This window comes from Streptomyces ochraceiscleroticus (genome assembly GCF_000720485.1).
GTDB lineage: Bacteria > Actinomycetota > Actinomycetes > Streptomycetales > Streptomycetaceae > Streptomyces > Streptomyces ochraceiscleroticus.
In genome coordinates this window covers 14,031-29,601 of the sequence record NZ_JOAX01000023.1, presented here as the reverse complement: position 1 = coordinate 29,601, position 15,571 = coordinate 14,031, and the positions used below count along the sequence as shown (strand labels likewise).

Here is a 15,571-nt window from a genome sequence, read left to right as displayed (position 1 = left end):
GATGACAGGTATCAAGCTTGCGGTGGTCGGCGGCGGATCGACCTACACCCCCGAACTCATCGACGGTTTCGCGCGGTTGCGCGATGTGCTGCCGGTGGACGAACTCGTCCTGATCGATCCGGCCGCCGAGCGCCTGGAGCTGGTCGGCGGGCTGGCCAGGCGGATCTTCGCCCGGCAGGGCCACCCGGGCCGGATCCGCTGGACGGGCGACCTGGATGCCGGGGTGGACGGCGCGGACGCGGTACTGCTCCAGTTGCGGGTCGGCGGACAGGCGGCGCGCAACGAGGACGAGACCTGGCCGCTGGAGTGCGGGTGCGTGGGCCAGGAGACGACGGGCGCGGGCGGGCTCGCCAAGGCGCTGCGTACGGTGCCGGTGGTGCTGGACATCGCGGAGCGGGTACGGCGGCGGAATCCGGACGCCTGGATCGTGGACTTCACCAACCCGGTCGGGATCGTGACGCGGGCGCTGCTCACCGCCGGGCACAAGGCCGTCGGACTGTGCAACGTGGCGATCGGGTTCCAGCGGAAGTTCGCGCGGCTGCTGGACGTGGCGCCGCAGGACGTACAGCTCGAACACGTCGGGCTGAACCATCTGACCTGGGAGCGGGCCGTGCGCGTCGGCGGCGAGGACGTGCTGCCGAAGCTGATCGCCGAGCACGGCGACACGATCGCCGCCGACCTGCACATGCCGCGCACCCTGGTCGAGCGCCTCGGCGTGGTCCCCTCGTACTACCTGCGGTACTACTACCAGCACGACGCGGTCGTACGGGAGCTGCGCACCAAGCCGTCCCGCGCCGCCGAGGTCGCGGCGATGGAGTGGGAACTGCTGCGGATGTACGGCGATCCGGCGCTGGACGAGAAGCCGGAGCTGCTGGGCAAGCGGGGCGGCGCGTTCTACTCGGAGGCGGCCGTCGCGCTGACGTCCTCGCTGCTGCGGACGCGTCATTCCGAGGAGGGCGGGGACGTGCAGGTGGTGAACGTGCTGAACAACGGGACGCTGCCGTTCCTGCCGGACGACGCGGTGATCGAGGTACCGGCCACGGTGGACGCCCGGGGCGCGGTACCGGTGCCTGTACGCCCGCTGGAGCCGTTGTACGCCGGTTTGATCGCGAACGTCACGGCGTACGAACACCTGGCGCTGGAGGCGGCCCTGAAGGGCGGCCGGGACCGCGTCTTCGAGGCGCTGCTCGCCCATCCCCTCATCGGCCAGATCGACTACGCGGACCGACTGACCGACGAACTGCTCGCGCACAACCGGGAGCATCTGGCGTGGGCTTGAACGGGGGACCCAACGGGGCGGGCTCGGCGGACCGGGCGCGGGCCGGGGGCGAGGGGCGCGAGGGCCGGGCGGCGCGCCCAGGGCCGCGCGCTTACGGGGCGAATCGAACTACCTCGTCCCCCCAGCAGGGGGTTACCCAAGGGAGGCGGCGCGAGAACGTCTCGTGCGGGGCCGCGCTCCTCGCCGTGGACGCGGGGAACAGCAAGACGGACGTGGCCGTGCTCGGCGCCGACGGGGCGGTGCTCGGCGCGGCCCGCGGCGGCGGCTTCCGGCCGCCCGCGGTCGGCGCTGACCGGGCCGTGGCCGGGCTCGCCGAGCTCGTCGAGGCCGCCCTGGCGCAGGCGGGCCTGGCACAGAGGGGCCTGGCGCAGGCGGGCGCCGGCCGGGTACGCCATCTGTCGGCCTGCCTGGCCAACGCCGACCTGCCCGTGGAGGAAGAGCGGCTGGCCGCCCTGCTGTCGGCGCGTGGCTGGGCGGACACCGTGACCGTCGCCAACGACACCTTCGCGCTGCTGCGGGCCGGGCTGCCGGACGGCGGCCCGCACACCGGCGTCGCGGTGGTCTGCGGAGCCGGGATCAACTGCTCGGGGCTCGGCCCCGACGGCCGTACCGCGCGCTTCCCCGCCATCGGGCGCATCTCCGGCGACTGGGGCGGCGGCGGGCACCTCGCCGAGGAGGCGCTGTGGTGGGCGGCGCGGGCCGAGGACGGGCGGGGCGCGCCCAGCGCCCTCGCGGACCGGCTGCCGGCCCACTTCGGGCTGCCCGGGATGCCGGAGCTGATCGAGGCGCTGCACCTGGGGGACGTACCGGCCGAGCGCCGCCACGAACTGGTACCGGTGCTCTTCGCGGTGGCCGCCGAGGGGGACGAGGTGGCGAGGGCCCTCGTGGCGCGCCAGGCCGAGGAGATCGTCCTCATGGCCACGGTCGCGCTGCGCCGCCTGGACCTGCTGGACGAGCCGGTGCCGGTGGTCCTCGGCGGCGGCGTACTGGCGGCGCGCCACCCGGTGCTGCACGAGGCGGTGCTCGCGCTGCTCGCCGAGCGCGCCCCGAAGGCGGTGCCGGAGGTGGTCACCGCTCCCCCGGTACTCGGCGCCGGCCTGCTGGCACTGGACGAGACGGGCGCGCCGGACACTGCGTACGCCCGCCTGCGCGCCCATTACGCCTGACGCCGATCACGACTGACGCAGCTCACGACTGATGCTGATCACGCCGGACGCCGAGCGGCCCACACCGTGCGCTCGGTGCGGACGGTGAGGTCGTCGCGGTGCAGGACGCTGTGCGGTCCGTCGCTGTCGAGGAGGGCGTCGAGCGTGGCCAGGTCGTCGGCGTCGGCCCGGCCGTCGAGCGCGTTCCGCATGCGGCTCAGCGTCGCCCGGGCGTACCGGCCGGTGGCCTCGGGCAGCGGGGGTGCCGGCTCGACGGTGTACGGGCACTCGGCCTCGATGGCGAACCCGGCCCGGGACAGCAGCGGCCCCCAGTCGGCCCCCCGGTGCGGCATCGCCTCGGCGTGCCCGCCGGCCAGCGCGGCACGGCAGCGGGCTTCGAGCCCCGGGCGCCCGATGCCGAGATCGTGCGGCAGGAAGTACGGGACGCCGGCCATCTCGATCACGGCCAGCACCCCGCCCGGGGCGAGCGCCGCGAACACCTCGCGCAGCGTACGGTCGGGGTCGCTCATGTGATGCAGGGCCCCCGACGCCCACACCAGGTCCACGCCGCCGAAGTCCGGCCACGCCGCGTCCAGGTCGGCCTCGACGGTGCGCACCCGATCCGCCACGCCGAGCTCGCGGGCCCGGCCCTCGAGGTGGTGCAGGAGCCGCGGAGAGGCGTCGACGGCGACCGCCTCGGCGTCCTCGAAGCGCCGGAGCAGCGCGAAGGTACCGGTACCGGTCCCGCTGCCCAGGTCCAGAATCCGGCGCACGGGCCGGTCCGCGGTCAGGTCCGCCAGCCGGCCGGTCACCTCGGTGAGGTGCGCGTGCAGGACGTCGCCTTCCAGATCGAGCAGCTCGGCGACGAACGGCTCATGGTGTTCGGAAGGGTGGTGCTGATGGTGTCGCTGGGGCTGATGCGCGTGGGGTGCCATGTCTCGACTCTAAGAGCGCCTTGCGCTGTCGACATACCATATTGCGTATGACGCAAGAAGATGAGGATCTCGACGTCCTCGTGCGCAAGCGGATCAGGGGACTGAGGGTCGCGATGGGCTGGTCGCTCGACGATCTGGCCGCCCGTTGTTACCTGAGCCCCTCCACGCTGAGCCGCATCGAAACGGGCCACCGGCGGATCAGCCTGGACCAGCTGACCGCGATCGCCCGGGCCCTGGGCGCCACGCTGGACCAGCTCGTGGAGTCCGCCACCGACGACGTGATCATCAGGCCGCAGCACCACGCGGCACGCGGGCTGACCACCTGGATGCTGAAGCGGGACCCCGGCGTCACCGTCGCCAGGCTGCGCCTCACGGAGCCGGCCCCGACCGGCAGCGGCGCGCTCAAGGCCCACCCGGGGCAGGACTGGTTCACCGTGCTGTCCGGGACCGTCGTCCTGCTGCTCGGGGACCGCAGGATCGTCGTCGAGGAAGGGCAGGCGGCCGAGTTCTCCACCATGGTCCCGCACGCCTTCGGCGCCCAGGGCGGCCCGGCGGAGATCCTCGGCATCTTCGACCACGACGGACAGCGCACCCACCTGCGATCCGCCCACTGAACCGTCCGGCAGACGGTCAGTCGTCCAGCGGCAGCGCCAGATCCCGTACGTGACCGGCGAGCAGCTTCACCGCGGCGTCCACCGCGGCCGCCTGGTCCCGCTCCCGGATCGCCTCGACGAGGACGTGGTGCGGGTCGGTGGGCGCTGCCGTCGCGGTGTCCAGGCAGGCGGCGCGGCGCAGCTCCGCACGGAGGGCGGTGCTCAGCGAGCGGTAGATGTCGGCCAGTACGGGATTGGCGCTGGCCTCGGCGACCAGGACGTGGAAGTCGGCGTCGGCGGCGGTGAACGCCTCGTCCTCGTGGGCCGCGAGCGCCGCCCGGCGCCGGGCCAGCGCCGCCTCTATCGCGGCGAGCTGGGCGTCCGTGCGGTGCCGTGCCGCCTGCCGCGCCGCGATCACGTCCAGACCCTGCCTGACCTGCGTGACATGGGTCAGCTCGGCGCGCTCCAGGCGGCGGCGGAGCGCCACCGCGCTGTCGTCGTCGGAGAGGACGAACGTGCCGTCGCCCTGCCGGGTCTCCAGCAGTCCGGAGTGCACGAGGGCGCGGATGGCCTCCCGTACGGAGGCCCGGCTGACCTGCAGCGTCTCGGAGAGGGCGCTCTCGGGCGGGATGCGGCTGCCCACCGGCCAGACCCCCTTGAGGATCTGTTCCCGGATCTCGTCGGTCGCGGTCTCCACCAGCGACACCCTGCGTATCGTCCGCACCGTACCGCTCCATTTCCCAGGTCACCTGACGTCAGGCAACTCTAGTCAGCCCGGCCGGCCCCCGGCTGCCCCTTCGGTGAAGCCGCGGAACCGAACACCGTACGAATGCGTGAAGAGGGGCAACGGGGGCGCGAGGTGTGGGGCCTGGCCACGGGGCTCGAACGAGATCGCAATACGAACAAGATCCAGGCAATACCGGTGTGGTTGTCGGTCCCTGCAGCCATACTGCTGGCGGTGCACCCCTGCCCGCGGCGCGGGCCGCGGGGCACGGCCAGCGACCGAGGGGGAGGTTCCGTGTCATATCCGCCGACCGGCAGCGCGGCACCACCCGCGCCCGCAGCGGCCCCCGGACCGGACGCGGCCGCACCGGAACCGTCCGCTCCGCCGCCGCCGTCCGGCGAGCGCGCCGTATGGACCGAGGCGCTGCGACGGCTGCGCGCCGCCATGCTCACCGAGCCGGGCCGGCTGCGCTTCATCGGTGCCGTACTGGCCGCGCTGGTCGTGCTCTTCGGCGCCATGACGGCCTGGCAGGTGGCGGACCGGTCGGCCGCCGCCGACGACGTCCTGGGGAGCAGCCAGCCGCTGAGCCGGGACGCGGCCGACATCTACCGCTCGCTGGCGGACGCCGACACCACGGCGGCCGGCGGTTTCCTGGCCGGCGACCGGGAGAGCGCGGCCAGCCGTCGGCGCTACAAGGAGGACATCTCCACCGCCGCCAGGCTGCTGGTCCGCGCCTCCGCCAACTCCCGGGGCTCGCAGACGGCCCGGGACCGGATCGAGCGGCTGAACGACGGCCTGCCGCGGTACACGGGTCTGGTGGAGACGGCGCGGATGTACAACCGGCAGGGCCTGCCGGTGGGCGGCGCGTACCTCCAGTACGCCAACAATCAGATGCGTACCCAACTCCTGCCCGCAGCGCGGCAGCTCTACGACGCCGAGACCGCGCGGCTCGACGCCGACTACGAGGACGCCAGGGCCTGGCCCTGGGTCGCGCTGGCCGCCGGCGTGCTGGCGACCGGCGCGCTCGGCTGGGCGCAGCGCCGCAACTACCGGCGTACGAACCGGGTGTTCAACCAGGGACTGCTGATCGCCACCACCGCCTCCGTGGGCGTCCTCCTGTGGATGGCGGGCGGGCACGCCATCGCACGCGCGGGGCTCGACGACTCCATCGAGCACGGCGCGAAGTCCCTGCGGGTGCTCAACGAGGCGCGGATCGCGACGCTGCAGGCGCGCGGCGACGAGAACCTCACGCTGGTGGCGCGCGGCGGCAAGGTGACCGCGGACCAGCGGGACTTCTACGAGGTCGAGTACGCCGCCGGGATGAAGACGCTGGCGGGTGACGGGGAGGGCGCCGAGGACCGGGCGGGCGGCAAGCTGGCGGAGGCGCTGGCGCTGGCGGACGACGCGGAGGGCCGCGAGCCGGTGCAGGAGGCGCTGGCGAACGTACGGGAGTGGCGCGCGCGGCACACCGAAGCGCGCGCGGAGAACGACCAGGGCGACTACGAAGGCGCGCTGGCGAAGGTGATCGGGAAGGACCGGCCCACGAAGGAGTCCTTCGACAAGGTGGACGCGGCGCTGAAGCAGGCGCTCAAGCACGAGCAGACCGAGTTCCACGACGCGGCGCGGGGCGGCCGGCACGCGCTGGACGGGCTCGCCGTGGGGGCGGCGGTGCTGGTCGTACTGGCGGCGGCCGGCGCGGTGCTGGGCATCGGCCGCAGGCTGTCGGAGTACCGGTGACGAGGGCGGGGATGAGCATGCGCGCGCGAATGGCGGACCTCGGGTCAGCACTGGCTCCGGTGGCCGCCGGCATGGGCGTGATGGCCGCGGCCGCCGCGGTGCTGGTGCCGGTGCTCAGCAGCGGCCCCGCCGTGCCGCACGACCCGCCGCTGCCCTCGCCGCCGCGCGCCGCGTCGGCCGCGCCCGCCGCCGCGGGCTGCACGGAGGCGAACGCGGCGGAGAGCCTGCGGCCCTCCTCCGCCGACGGCGACGCGGTGAAGCGGATCAAGAAGGCGGGCCGGCTGGTCGTGGGCGTCGACCAGAACAGCTACCGCTGGGGCTACCGGGACCCGGACAACCCCAGGAACCTCATCGGCTTCGACATCGACCTGGCGAAGGCCATCGCCAAGGACATCCTCGGGCCGGACCCGGACATCGTGTACCGCGCCATCCCCACCAACCAGCGCATCGACGCCGTGAAGCAGCGCAAGGTGGACATGGTCGTGCGGACGATGACGATCAACTGCGAGCGCAAGGAGGACGTCGCCTTCTCCACGGCCTACTTCAAGGCCGGCCAGCAGGTGCTCGCGCCCAAGAGGTCGTCGATCGACGCGTTCGACGACTCGCTGCGGGGAAAGAAGATCTGCACGGCGAAGGGATCAACGGGCGAGCAGGAACTGGACGGTGAGAGTCACGGCGCGACGGTCATGACCGTGCCGAACCAGCTCGACTGCCTGGTGCGGCTCCAGTTGGGCGAGGCCGACGCCGTCGTGACGGACAGCGCGCTGGCCGCCGGCCAGGCCGCGCAGGACCCGGCCGTGGAGCTCAAGGGCGAGCCGTTCAGCACGGACCTGTACGGCGTCGCCATGAACAAGGAGGACGAGGACCTGGTGCGGCGGGTGAACAAGGTGCTGGAGGACTACCGCGCGGGCGGCGCCGACAGCCCCTGGACGACCGCGTACGACAAGTGGCTCAAGGCCGACCTGCCGGGCGTCTCCGGGCCGCCGGCGCCCCAGTACAGCGACTGAAAGGCCCGGCCGGACGCCCGGCCGCCCGCAGCGCACCGCACGCACTCTGGAGAGGTGATCGATGGGGGTCCCTGGACCCGCCCCGGCCATGAGCCGCGACGAGGTGGACCGCGCCCTCGCGAGGCTCGGCGCCGAGCACGAAGCGATCGAGACCTCGCTGCTCGCGCTGCAGGACCACGCAGGACGCCGCCTCCTGGAGGGCGCCGAGCTGACCGGCGTCACCAAGGACCGCTGGGCCACCGCCGAGCAGCGGATCACGGTGCTCTGGGCGCACTTCGAGGCGTACAGCGCGGCGCTGGAGGCCGCCCGTGAGCTGCGCGCCCGCCGCCGCTGGCTCTCCCAGGAGGACCTGGCCACCCTCACCGACATGCTGCGCGGCAACGGCGTCACGGTCTCCGGCGGCGCGGCCGTCGGCAGCCTCACCAAGCTCAGCGAACAGCTCAGCCTGGAGGCGCTGGTCGACCGGATGAACGGGCTGTACGCGCACGCCCTGGACGTCATCGTCAGCGCCGACTCCGTATGGACCGCGCTGCCCGCCCGGATCGACCTGCTCGCCGCCGAGCTGCGGCGCACCCGCTCCCTCGCGCACTCCGTCGGCGTCCGCCCCGGCGAGCACCCCTCCGGTGACGACCTAGAGCAGATCACCGACGAGCTGACCCGGCTGCGCGCCGAGGTGCTCACCGACCCGCTCGCCTTCTGGGTGCCCGCCGCCGACGCCAGCGCCGCGCCCGGCGGCGGCCGCCCGGACACCGAGCGGTACGACCGCGCGGCCCGCGCCCTGGAGGACGTCCGGCGCGAGATCGAGGCGGTCCTCGCGGTGCGGCAGGACGCCGAGCGGCGGCTGATGCTCGTGCGCGACCTGCTCTCGCGCGCTGACCGCACGCTCACCGAGGCGCGGGAGGCGCGCGGCGAGGTGCTGGCGAAGATCGCCGCGTCCGAAGTACCGGCCGTCTCGGGCCCGTCGGCCGCCCTGCACGAGCAGCTCGCCACCGCCGCCGAGTACCGCAGACGCGCCCAGTGGCATCTGCTGTCGCCGCTGCTGGAGAGCCTGGAGGAGCGCGCCGAGGACGAGCTGCTGCGCGCCCGCGAGTCGCTGACCGCGGTGACCGCGCCGCTGGCCGTCCGCGCCGAGCTGCGCGGTCGGCTCGACGCGTACAAGGCGAAGACGGCGCGGCACGGCCTGGCCGAGGACCCGCTGCTGATCGAGCGGTACGACATCGCCCGCCGGATGCTGTGGAGCGCGCCCTGCGACCTGCGCGCCGCCGAACACGCCGTCCTGCGCTACCAGCAGGCGGCGGCCGAGGCCCTGGCGGCCGGGCAGCCGGACCGCGAGGGGGAGTCATGACGGGTGAGAAGGACGCCGCCTGCCAGCGGCCTGAGTGCGGCGGCCGCTATGAGGACGTCGGTGGCGGCGAACTGTACTGCGACACCTGCGGCATGGCGCCGGTCGTCTCGGAGACCGGCATGGTGGCCTCGCCGCCGACCGGCGTCGCGGGCGCCGGCCGCGCCGCCTCCGGGTCCGGCGGCTCGCAGAACTCCGGCAGCGCGCGTACGTCGTCCTCCTCCCGCTCCGCCGGCTCCCGGCGCTCGGTCTCCGGGCGTCTCTCGCGCTCCCTGTCCGGCCCGTCGACCCGCTCGGTGTCCGTGCGCAGCGGCAGTTCGGGGCAGGGCTCCGGGTCGAGCTCGGGTCCGGGGCGCGGGCGGCTGGGGGCCGGGCTGGTGGCGGTCCCGGACGTGCCGCGGCCCGATCCGCGCTCGGTCGTGCTGGAGAACCCGGAGGTCCCCGAGCGCAAGCGGTTCTGCAGCCGCAGCGACTGCGGGGCGCCGGTGGGCCGGGCGCGCAGCGGGCGGCCGGGGCGTACGGAAGGTTTCTGCACCAAGTGCGGCCACCCGTACAGCTTTGTGCCGAAGCTGCGGGCCGGTGACGTCGTGCACGGCCAGTACGAGGTCGCGGGGTGTCTCGCGCACGGCGGGCTGGGCTGGATCTACCTCGCGGTGGACCGCGCGGTCTCCGACCGGTGGGTGGTGCTCAAGGGCCTGCTGGACACCGGCGACGAGGAGGCGCTCGCGGTCGCGGTCTCCGAGCGCCGCTTCCTCGCCGAGATCGAGCACTCCAACATCGTCCGCATCTACAACTTCGTCGAGCACCTCGACCAGGCGACCGGCAGCCTCGACGGCTACATCGTCATGGAGTACGTCGGCGGCAAGTCCCTCAAGGAGATCGCCAACGAGCGGCGCACGCCGCAAGGACGGCGCGACCCGCTCCCGGTCGAGCAGGCGTGCGCGTACGGCATCGAGGCGCTGGAGGCCCTCGGCCATCTGCACAGCCGCAACCTGCTCTACTGCGACTTCAAGGTCGACAACGCCATCCAGCAGAACGACCAGCTCAAGCTGATCGACATGGGCGCGGTCCGCAGGATGGACGACCACGAGAGCGCGATCTACGGCACGGTCGGGTACCAGGCGCCGGAGGTCGCCGAGGTCGGCCCGTCCGTCGCCTCCGACCTGTACACGGTCGCGCGCACCCTCGCCGTCCTCACCTTCGACTTCCAGGGCTACACGAACGTTTTCGCGGACTCGCTGCCGGACCCCGAGCACATCGAGGTGTTCCGCCGGTACGAGTCCTTCTACCGGCTGCTCGTCCGGGCCACCGACCCCGACCCGGCACGCCGGTTCTCCTCCGCCGAGGAGATGGCCGAGCAGCTCACCGGCGTGCTGCGCGAGGTCGTGGCGCTGCAGACCGGCGAGCAGCGGCCCGCCCTGTCGCAGCTTTTCGGGCCCGAACTTCGAGTGGTCGACACCGAATTGATGCCGGCGGTGGACGGGGACACCTCGCTGCTGGGCGGACGGGTGGACCTGCCGCGCGGCCGCCGCGGCAGGAAGGCGGCCCCGCCCGCGCTGCCGGGCACGGCGCCGGCAGCGGGCCTGGTGGGCGCCGCACCGGCCACGCCGTCGGTCCCGGCGCAGGTGTCGTACGAGATCTCCCCGCTTCCCGGATACGGCAGCCCGGGCCCCGTGCTGCGCCCCGTGGACACCGCGGCCGCCGTGCTCGCGCTGCCCGTGCCGCGGGTGGACCCGGGCGACCCGAACGCGGGTTTCCTGGCCGGTCTGCTGGCCGCGGCCCCCGTCGAACTGGTCGTCGCGCTGCGCTCGGCGCCCGCCGACTCCCTGGAGCTGCGCCTGCGCGACCTGCGGGCCCGGCTGGAGATGGCCGACGGGTCACTGGCACAGCGGGTGCTGCGGGAGGTCGAGACCGATCCGCTGGCCGACTGGGCGACGGACTGGCGGGTGGTCTGGTACCGCGGCCTGGTGGCCCTGGCCACCGGCGACAAGGAGACCGCCGCGCTGTCCTTCGACGCGGTGTACGACGCGTTCCCCGGGGAACCCGCGCCCAAGCTGGCGCTGGGCGTCTGCGCCGAGGTACTGGGGCAGCTCGACAACGCCGCCGAGTACTACCACCTGGTGTGGACCACCGACCACAGCTATGTGAGCGCGGCGTTCGGGCTGGCCCGGGTGCGGCTCGCGGCCGGTGACCGCAGCGGCGCGGTGCGTGCCCTGGAGGCCGTACCGGAGTCCTCGATCCACTTCACCGCGGCCCGCATCGCCGCGGTACGGGCCCGGCTCCGGCAGCGCCCGGCGAGCGACCCGCTGCTGCCCGACCTGCAGGCCGCGGCCCGGCAGATCGAGCGGCTGGCGGACTTCGGGCTGGACGCGCAGCGCCGCGAGACACTGACGACGGAGGTACTGGGCTGCGCGCTGGACTGGGTACTGTCCGGGCGCGCCGGGGAACGGCCGACGCCCGGGGCCGTCCCCGTGCTGCTCGGCTGCGAGGTGGACGAGCGCGGGCTGCGCTTCGGCCTGGAGCGGTCCTGCCGGCTGCTCGCCAGGCTGGCTCAGCGCGGTGATGAGAGGATCGAACTGGTGGAGCGGGCCAACCGCTTCCGCCCCAGGACGTGGGTGTGAGATGGCAGTGACAGGTCCTTCCCGGTGCCCGGGATGCACCGAGCCGCTGGAGCCGGGGGACAACTTCTGCGGTGTGTGCGGCGCGGATGTCTCCGCGGCGGTGCCGGACGGCACGGCGGCCGGAGCGTACGGAGCGGCCGGGGCCTTCGGGGCGGCCCCGCCGCCCGCTCCCGAGAGCCGGCTCCCGGACGGCTCGGACAGCTCTCGCGGCTCTGGCGGCGAAGCCGGCGCCGACAGCCCGGCGCCGGTGGCTGACGGCTCGGACGGCGCGGCGCCGGTCGCGGACGGTCCGGACGGCGCGACAGCGAGGGCGGACGGCCCGGCCGACCCCCGTGAGTCCTTCGCCGCCAAGACGTGCGTGGCCTGCCGGACCGGCACCGTCGACCAGGACGGCTACTGCGAGCACTGCGGCCACGCCCAGCCCCGCGAGCGCGACCACTTCGAGCGCGAGCTGGAGCGGGTCGCCGCCGTCAGCGACCGCGGCCACCGCCACCACCGCAACGAGGACTTCTTCACCGTCGCCCACACCGCGCTCTCCGACGGCTCCCCCGCGGTGCTCGCCGTGGTCTGCGACGGCGTCTCCTCCGCGACCCGGCCCGACGAGGCGTCGCAGGCCGCCGCCGAGACGGCCGCCGAGTCGCTGCTGGCGGCCCTGCCCCGGGAGGCGCACCCGCAGCAGGCCATGCACGACGCGATCCTGGCCGCCGCCAAGTCCGTCGACGCGCTCGCCGAGGAGCCCGAGCACCCGCGCGACCCGTACCGCCAGCAGAACGCCCCGGCCTGCACGCTCGTCGCGGCCGTCGCGGCCGCCGGGGTGCTGACCGTCGGCTGGGTCGGCGACAGCCGCGCGTACTGGATCCCCGACGACCGCACCGCGCCCGGTGCCCGGCTCACCGAGGACGACTCCTGGGCCGCACAGATGGTGGCGAACAACCTGATGTCGGAGGCCGAGGCGTACTCCGACGAACGGGCCCACGCCATCACCGGCTGGCTGGGCGCCGACGCCTACGAACTGCAGCCGCACACCGCCGCGTTCCGGCCGGACCGCCCGGGTGTGGTCGTGGTGTGCACCGACGGTCTGTGGAACTACACCGAGGCGGCGGCCGAACTGGCGGCGCTGCTGCCCCCGGACGCGGGTGAACGCCCGCTGCACAGCGCCCGTACCCTCGTTCGCCACGCTCTGGACAGCGGGGGCCACGACAACGTAACAGTGGCCGTGGTGCCGTTCCCGGTCCCCGTGGCCGGGGCAGTATCGGCGTGAGTCACCACAGCAACGCGTAACGCAGTCTGCGCAATCGGCGCAGGAGAACGGTCCGGCACCTGGGGAGGTGCCGACGGGGGGACGGCCTGGGGTACTTCCGCCCGCCCGCATGCCGACGAGCACGACGGAGCGTCAAGGAGCGGAAGAGATGGCCAACTTCTCGAAGTCCACGGTCCCGCAGTTCTCCGTGGAGGTGTACCAGAACGAGTACCTCCCCGAGGGCGGGCGCGAGGTGAACGCCATCGCCACGGTCACCGCCACCGGCGGCGGCACCTCCGGCGGCCGGCCGCTCGCCGACGCCGCCGGGCAGCCCGCGCCGGGCGGCGCCCCGGACGCCGCCGTGGTCATCATGGTCGACTCCTCCGGCTCGATGGAGTACCCGCCGACCAAGATGCGCAACGCCCGCGACGCCACCGCGGCGGCGATCGACACGCTGCGCGACGGGGTGGCCTTCGCGGTGATCGCCGGGACCCATCAGGCCGCCGAGGTCTACCCGGGCGGCGGCCGCCTCGCGCAGGCGTCACCCACCACCCGCGGCCAGGCCAAAGAGGCGCTGCGGCGGCTGAAGTCGGGCGGCGGCACGGCGATCGGCACGTGGCTGCGGCTGGCCGACCGGCTGCTGTACTCCGCCGACGTGGCCATCCGGCACGGCATCCTGCTCACCGACGGCCGCAACGAACACGAGTCGCCCGAGGACCTGCGGGCCACCCTGGACGCCTGTGCCGGGCGGTTCACCTGCGACGCGCGCGGGGTGGGCACGGACTGGGAGGTCAAGGAGGTCACCGGCATCGCCTCGGCCCTGCTGGGCAGCGCCGACATCGTCGCCGATCCGGCCGGGCTGACCGCGGACTTCACGCGGATGATGGAGACCGCGATGGGCAAGGAGGTCGCGGACGTGGCCCTGCGGGTGTGGACGCCACAGGGCGCCGAGATCCAGTTCGTGAAGCAGGTCGCGCCGACGGTCGAGGACCTCACCGGCCGCCGCACCGAGGCCGGGCCGCGGGCCGGTGACTACCCGACCGGCTCGTGGGGCGACGAGTCCCGCGACTACCACGTGTGCGTACGGGTCCCGGACGCCGGCGTCGGCCAGGAGATGCTGGCCGCGCGGGTGGCACTGGTGCTCCCTGCGCCCGGTGGCGGCGCGCCCCGGACGCTCGCGCAGGGCCTGGTACGGGCCGTGTGGACGACCGACATGGCCGCATCGACGCAGATCAACCCACAGGTGGCGCACTACACGGGACAGGCGGAACTGGCCCGGGCCATCCAGTCGGGACTGGATGCCCGTAAGTCCGGAGATGTCGACGGCGCGACCGCCCGGCTGGGCCGGGCCGTGCAACTGGCGAGCGCCTCCGGGAACGAGGACACTGCGAAACTGCTTGCGAAGGTGGTGGACGTCGTGGACGCGGTGACCGGTACTGTGCGGCTGAAGGCGAAGGTCGCGGAAGCGGACGAGATGACGCTCGAAACGCGCTCTACCAAGACAGTTCGCGTCAAAAAGTGACAAACGAGTGACGAGCTAGACGTAAAACCGTTGGAAGACGGTACGGAGGGGGACATACCGACATGCCGACCTGCCCGAACGGCCACCAGTCAGTGGCCGAAGACTGGTGCGAGGTGTGCGGCCACCGCATGGCGGGCACTGTCGCTCCTCCGCCTCCCCCGCCCCCCGGCTTCCCCGGCGCCCCGGCCGAGCAGCCCCCGCAGCAGGGCGGCTACGGCTTCCCGCCGCCGTCCCCGCCGCCCGGCGCGGGGCATGCCCCCGGGCCCGACACCGGCCAGTCCGAGCTGTGCCCGCAGTGCGGCACGCCGCGCGAGGCCATGGCGCCGTTCTGCGAGGGGTGCCGGTACAACTTCCTGACGCACTCCTCGACCTCCGCGTCGTACGGGGCGCCCGCGCCGCAGTCCGCGCAGCCGCCCGGCTTCCCGCCCCAGTCCGGCCCGCCGGACCAGTACGAGTACCAGAGCTCGCGGCCCTCGCAGATGAACCGCCCCGCCGAGCCGCTGGGCCCCGGGCAGCAGCCGTTCGGCGACCCCGGCGGCCCGCCCCCGCCCTACGGCCACCCGGGTCCGCCGCAGCAGCAGCCCCCGCAGCAGCCGGCACCCTCCCAGGGCGGCGACGACTGGCTGCTGCCGCCGCCCGGCGGCCAGCAGGCACCCCCGCAGCCAGCCCCTCCCGGTCAGCAGTTCCCGCCCGGCCAGCCGGTCCCGCCCGGTCAGCAGGGGCAGGGCCCGTACGCGCCGCCCGGACCGCAGGGCCCCGGACCGCAGGGCCCCGGACCGCAGGGCCCCGGGCCGCAGGGTCCCTTCGAGCAGCCCGGACCGCCCCCGCCGTACGAGCAGTCCGCTCCCCCGGCGCCGCCCGGCCAGTACGAGCAGCAGTCCGGCCAGTACGAGCAGCAGCCGCAGCCCCCGTTCCCGCAGCAGGGGCAGCAGCCGCAGCACGGGCAGACCGGCGAGCAGCCGTGGGCCCCGGGCGGCGAGGCTCCGGGTCACGCGCCGGCCGGTGCCGGCTGGGTCGCGGTGATCGCTCCGGACCGTGAGTACTTCATGGCGATGATGGGCCGCAGCGGCCCCGAGGCGGCCGGCCTGAACCTCCCCGCCTACTCCCCCGAGCAGCAGCTCCCGCTCGACGGGCAGCAGGTCACGATCGGCCGCCGCCGGCACAGCACGGGCGAGTCGCCGGACATCGACCTGGCGCGCCCGCCGGAGGACCCTGGCGTCTCGCACCAGCACGCGATGCTGGTGCAGCAGCCGGGCGGCGGCTGGGCGGTGGTGGACCAGAACTCCACCAACGGCACGACCGTCAACGGCGGCGAGGACCCGATCCAGCCGTACGTCCCGGTCCCGCTCCAGGAAGGCGACCGCGTCCACGTCGGCGCCTGGACGACGATCACGGTCCGCCGGGGCTGAGCGTTGCGGCCCCGGGG

The 15,571-nt window shown here is 74.2% G+C and carries 12 protein-coding genes; 10 read left to right on the top strand and 2 right to left on the bottom strand.

Annotated elements, in window-relative coordinates; translation table 11 throughout:
* The first annotated feature begins 10 nt into the window (after positions 1-10).
* Both IG84_RS0126135 and IG84_RS0126130 read left to right on the top strand, forming a co-directional pair.
* A complete protein-coding gene (locus IG84_RS0126135) occupies positions 11-1,279 on the top strand; it encodes a 6-phospho-beta-glucosidase (protein ID WP_037800902.1) in 1,269 nt (422 codons plus the stop codon).
* 185 nt (positions 1,280-1,464) lie between these two features.
* Positions 1,465-2,445 carry an N-acetylglucosamine kinase gene (locus IG84_RS0126130; RefSeq protein ID WP_031062133.1) on the top strand — a complete coding sequence of 327 codons (981 nt, stop codon included), beginning with the start codon at positions 1,465-1,467 and terminating at the stop codon, positions 2,443-2,445.
* 38 nt (positions 2,446-2,483) lie between these two features.
* On the opposite strand, the gene IG84_RS0126125 is transcribed toward IG84_RS0126130, so the two are convergent.
* A complete protein-coding gene (locus IG84_RS0126125; protein WP_031062131.1) occupies positions 2,484-3,359 on the bottom strand; it encodes a class I SAM-dependent methyltransferase in 876 nt (291 codons plus the stop codon).
* A 47-nt stretch (positions 3,360-3,406) separates the two neighbouring features.
* Between IG84_RS0126125 and IG84_RS0126120 the strand changes: the two genes are divergently transcribed.
* On the top strand, positions 3,407-3,973 hold the full coding sequence (locus IG84_RS0126120; protein WP_031062129.1) for a helix-turn-helix domain-containing protein: 567 nt from the start codon (positions 3,407-3,409) through the stop codon (positions 3,971-3,973).
* A 16-nt stretch (positions 3,974-3,989) separates the two neighbouring features.
* On the opposite strand, the gene IG84_RS0126115 is transcribed toward IG84_RS0126120, so the two are convergent.
* Positions 3,990-4,676, bottom strand: a complete 687-nt coding sequence (locus IG84_RS0126115; RefSeq protein ID WP_037800894.1) for a FadR/GntR family transcriptional regulator — start codon at positions 4,674-4,676, stop codon at positions 3,990-3,992.
* Between the two features lie 294 nt (positions 4,677-4,970).
* Here IG84_RS0126115 and IG84_RS0126110 point away from each other — a divergent pair, with 294 nt between their 5' ends.
* The 7 genes from IG84_RS0126110 (at position 4,971) to IG84_RS0126080 (ending at position 15,554) form a co-directional block, all read left to right on the top strand.
* Positions 4,971-6,413 carry a hypothetical protein gene (locus tag IG84_RS0126110; RefSeq protein WP_031062126.1) on the top strand — a complete coding sequence of 481 codons (1,443 nt, stop codon included), beginning with the start codon at positions 4,971-4,973 and terminating at the stop codon, positions 6,411-6,413.
* A 17-nt stretch (positions 6,414-6,430) separates the two neighbouring features.
* Complete coding sequence (locus tag IG84_RS0126105; RefSeq protein ID WP_078649436.1) at positions 6,431-7,420, top strand: glutamate ABC transporter substrate-binding protein; 990 nt, start codon at positions 6,431-6,433, stop codon at positions 7,418-7,420.
* A gap of 61 nt (positions 7,421-7,481) precedes the next feature.
* Positions 7,482-8,765, top strand: coding sequence for a hypothetical protein (locus IG84_RS0126100; RefSeq protein WP_031062122.1), 1,284 nt, complete (start codon positions 7,482-7,484; stop codon positions 8,763-8,765).
* A complete protein-coding gene (locus tag IG84_RS0126095) occupies positions 8,762-11,383 on the top strand; it encodes a tetratricopeptide repeat protein (protein ID WP_031062120.1) in 2,622 nt (873 codons plus the stop codon). The genes IG84_RS0126100 and IG84_RS0126095 overlap by 4 nt, the downstream gene beginning before the upstream one ends.
* Before the next feature lies 1 nt (position 11,384).
* Positions 11,385-12,644 (top strand): protein phosphatase 2C domain-containing protein, encoded by a 1,260-nt coding sequence (locus IG84_RS0126090; RefSeq protein WP_031062118.1) that lies wholly within the window; start codon positions 11,385-11,387, stop codon positions 12,642-12,644.
* Between the two features lie 148 nt (positions 12,645-12,792).
* On the top strand, positions 12,793-14,145 hold the full coding sequence (locus IG84_RS0126085) for a VWA domain-containing protein (protein WP_031062116.1): 1,353 nt from the start codon (positions 12,793-12,795) through the stop codon (positions 14,143-14,145).
* Positions 14,146-14,207: 62 nt separating this feature from the next.
* Entirely contained in the window at positions 14,208-15,554 is a 1,347-nt protein-coding gene (locus IG84_RS0126080) for an FHA domain-containing protein (protein ID WP_031062114.1), read from the top strand.
* Positions 15,555-15,571: the final 17 nt, after the last annotated feature.

Excerpts from the sequence above, each read along its gene's own strand:
- IG84_RS0126125 (WP_031062131.1), bottom strand. The coding sequence starts at position 3,359 with ATGGCACCCCACGCGCATCAGCCCCAGCGACACCATCAGCACCACCCT.
- IG84_RS0126120 (WP_031062129.1), top strand. The coding sequence starts at position 3,407 with ATGACGCAAGAAGATGAGGATCTCGACGTCCTCGTGCGCAAGCGGATC.
- IG84_RS0126105 (WP_078649436.1), top strand. The coding sequence starts at position 6,431 with ATGCGCGCGCGAATGGCGGACCTCGGGTCAGCACTGGCTCCGGTGGCC.
- IG84_RS0126100 (WP_031062122.1), top strand. The coding sequence starts at position 7,482 with ATGGGGGTCCCTGGACCCGCCCCGGCCATGAGCCGCGACGAGGTGGAC.
- IG84_RS0126095 (WP_031062120.1), top strand. The coding sequence starts at position 8,762 with ATGACGGGTGAGAAGGACGCCGCCTGCCAGCGGCCTGAGTGCGGCGGC.
- IG84_RS0126090 (WP_031062118.1), top strand. The coding sequence starts at position 11,385 with ATGGCAGTGACAGGTCCTTCCCGGTGCCCGGGATGCACCGAGCCGCTG.
- IG84_RS0126085 (WP_031062116.1), top strand. The coding sequence starts at position 12,793 with ATGGCCAACTTCTCGAAGTCCACGGTCCCGCAGTTCTCCGTGGAGGTG.
- IG84_RS0126080 (WP_031062114.1), top strand. The coding sequence starts at position 14,208 with ATGCCGACCTGCCCGAACGGCCACCAGTCAGTGGCCGAAGACTGGTGC.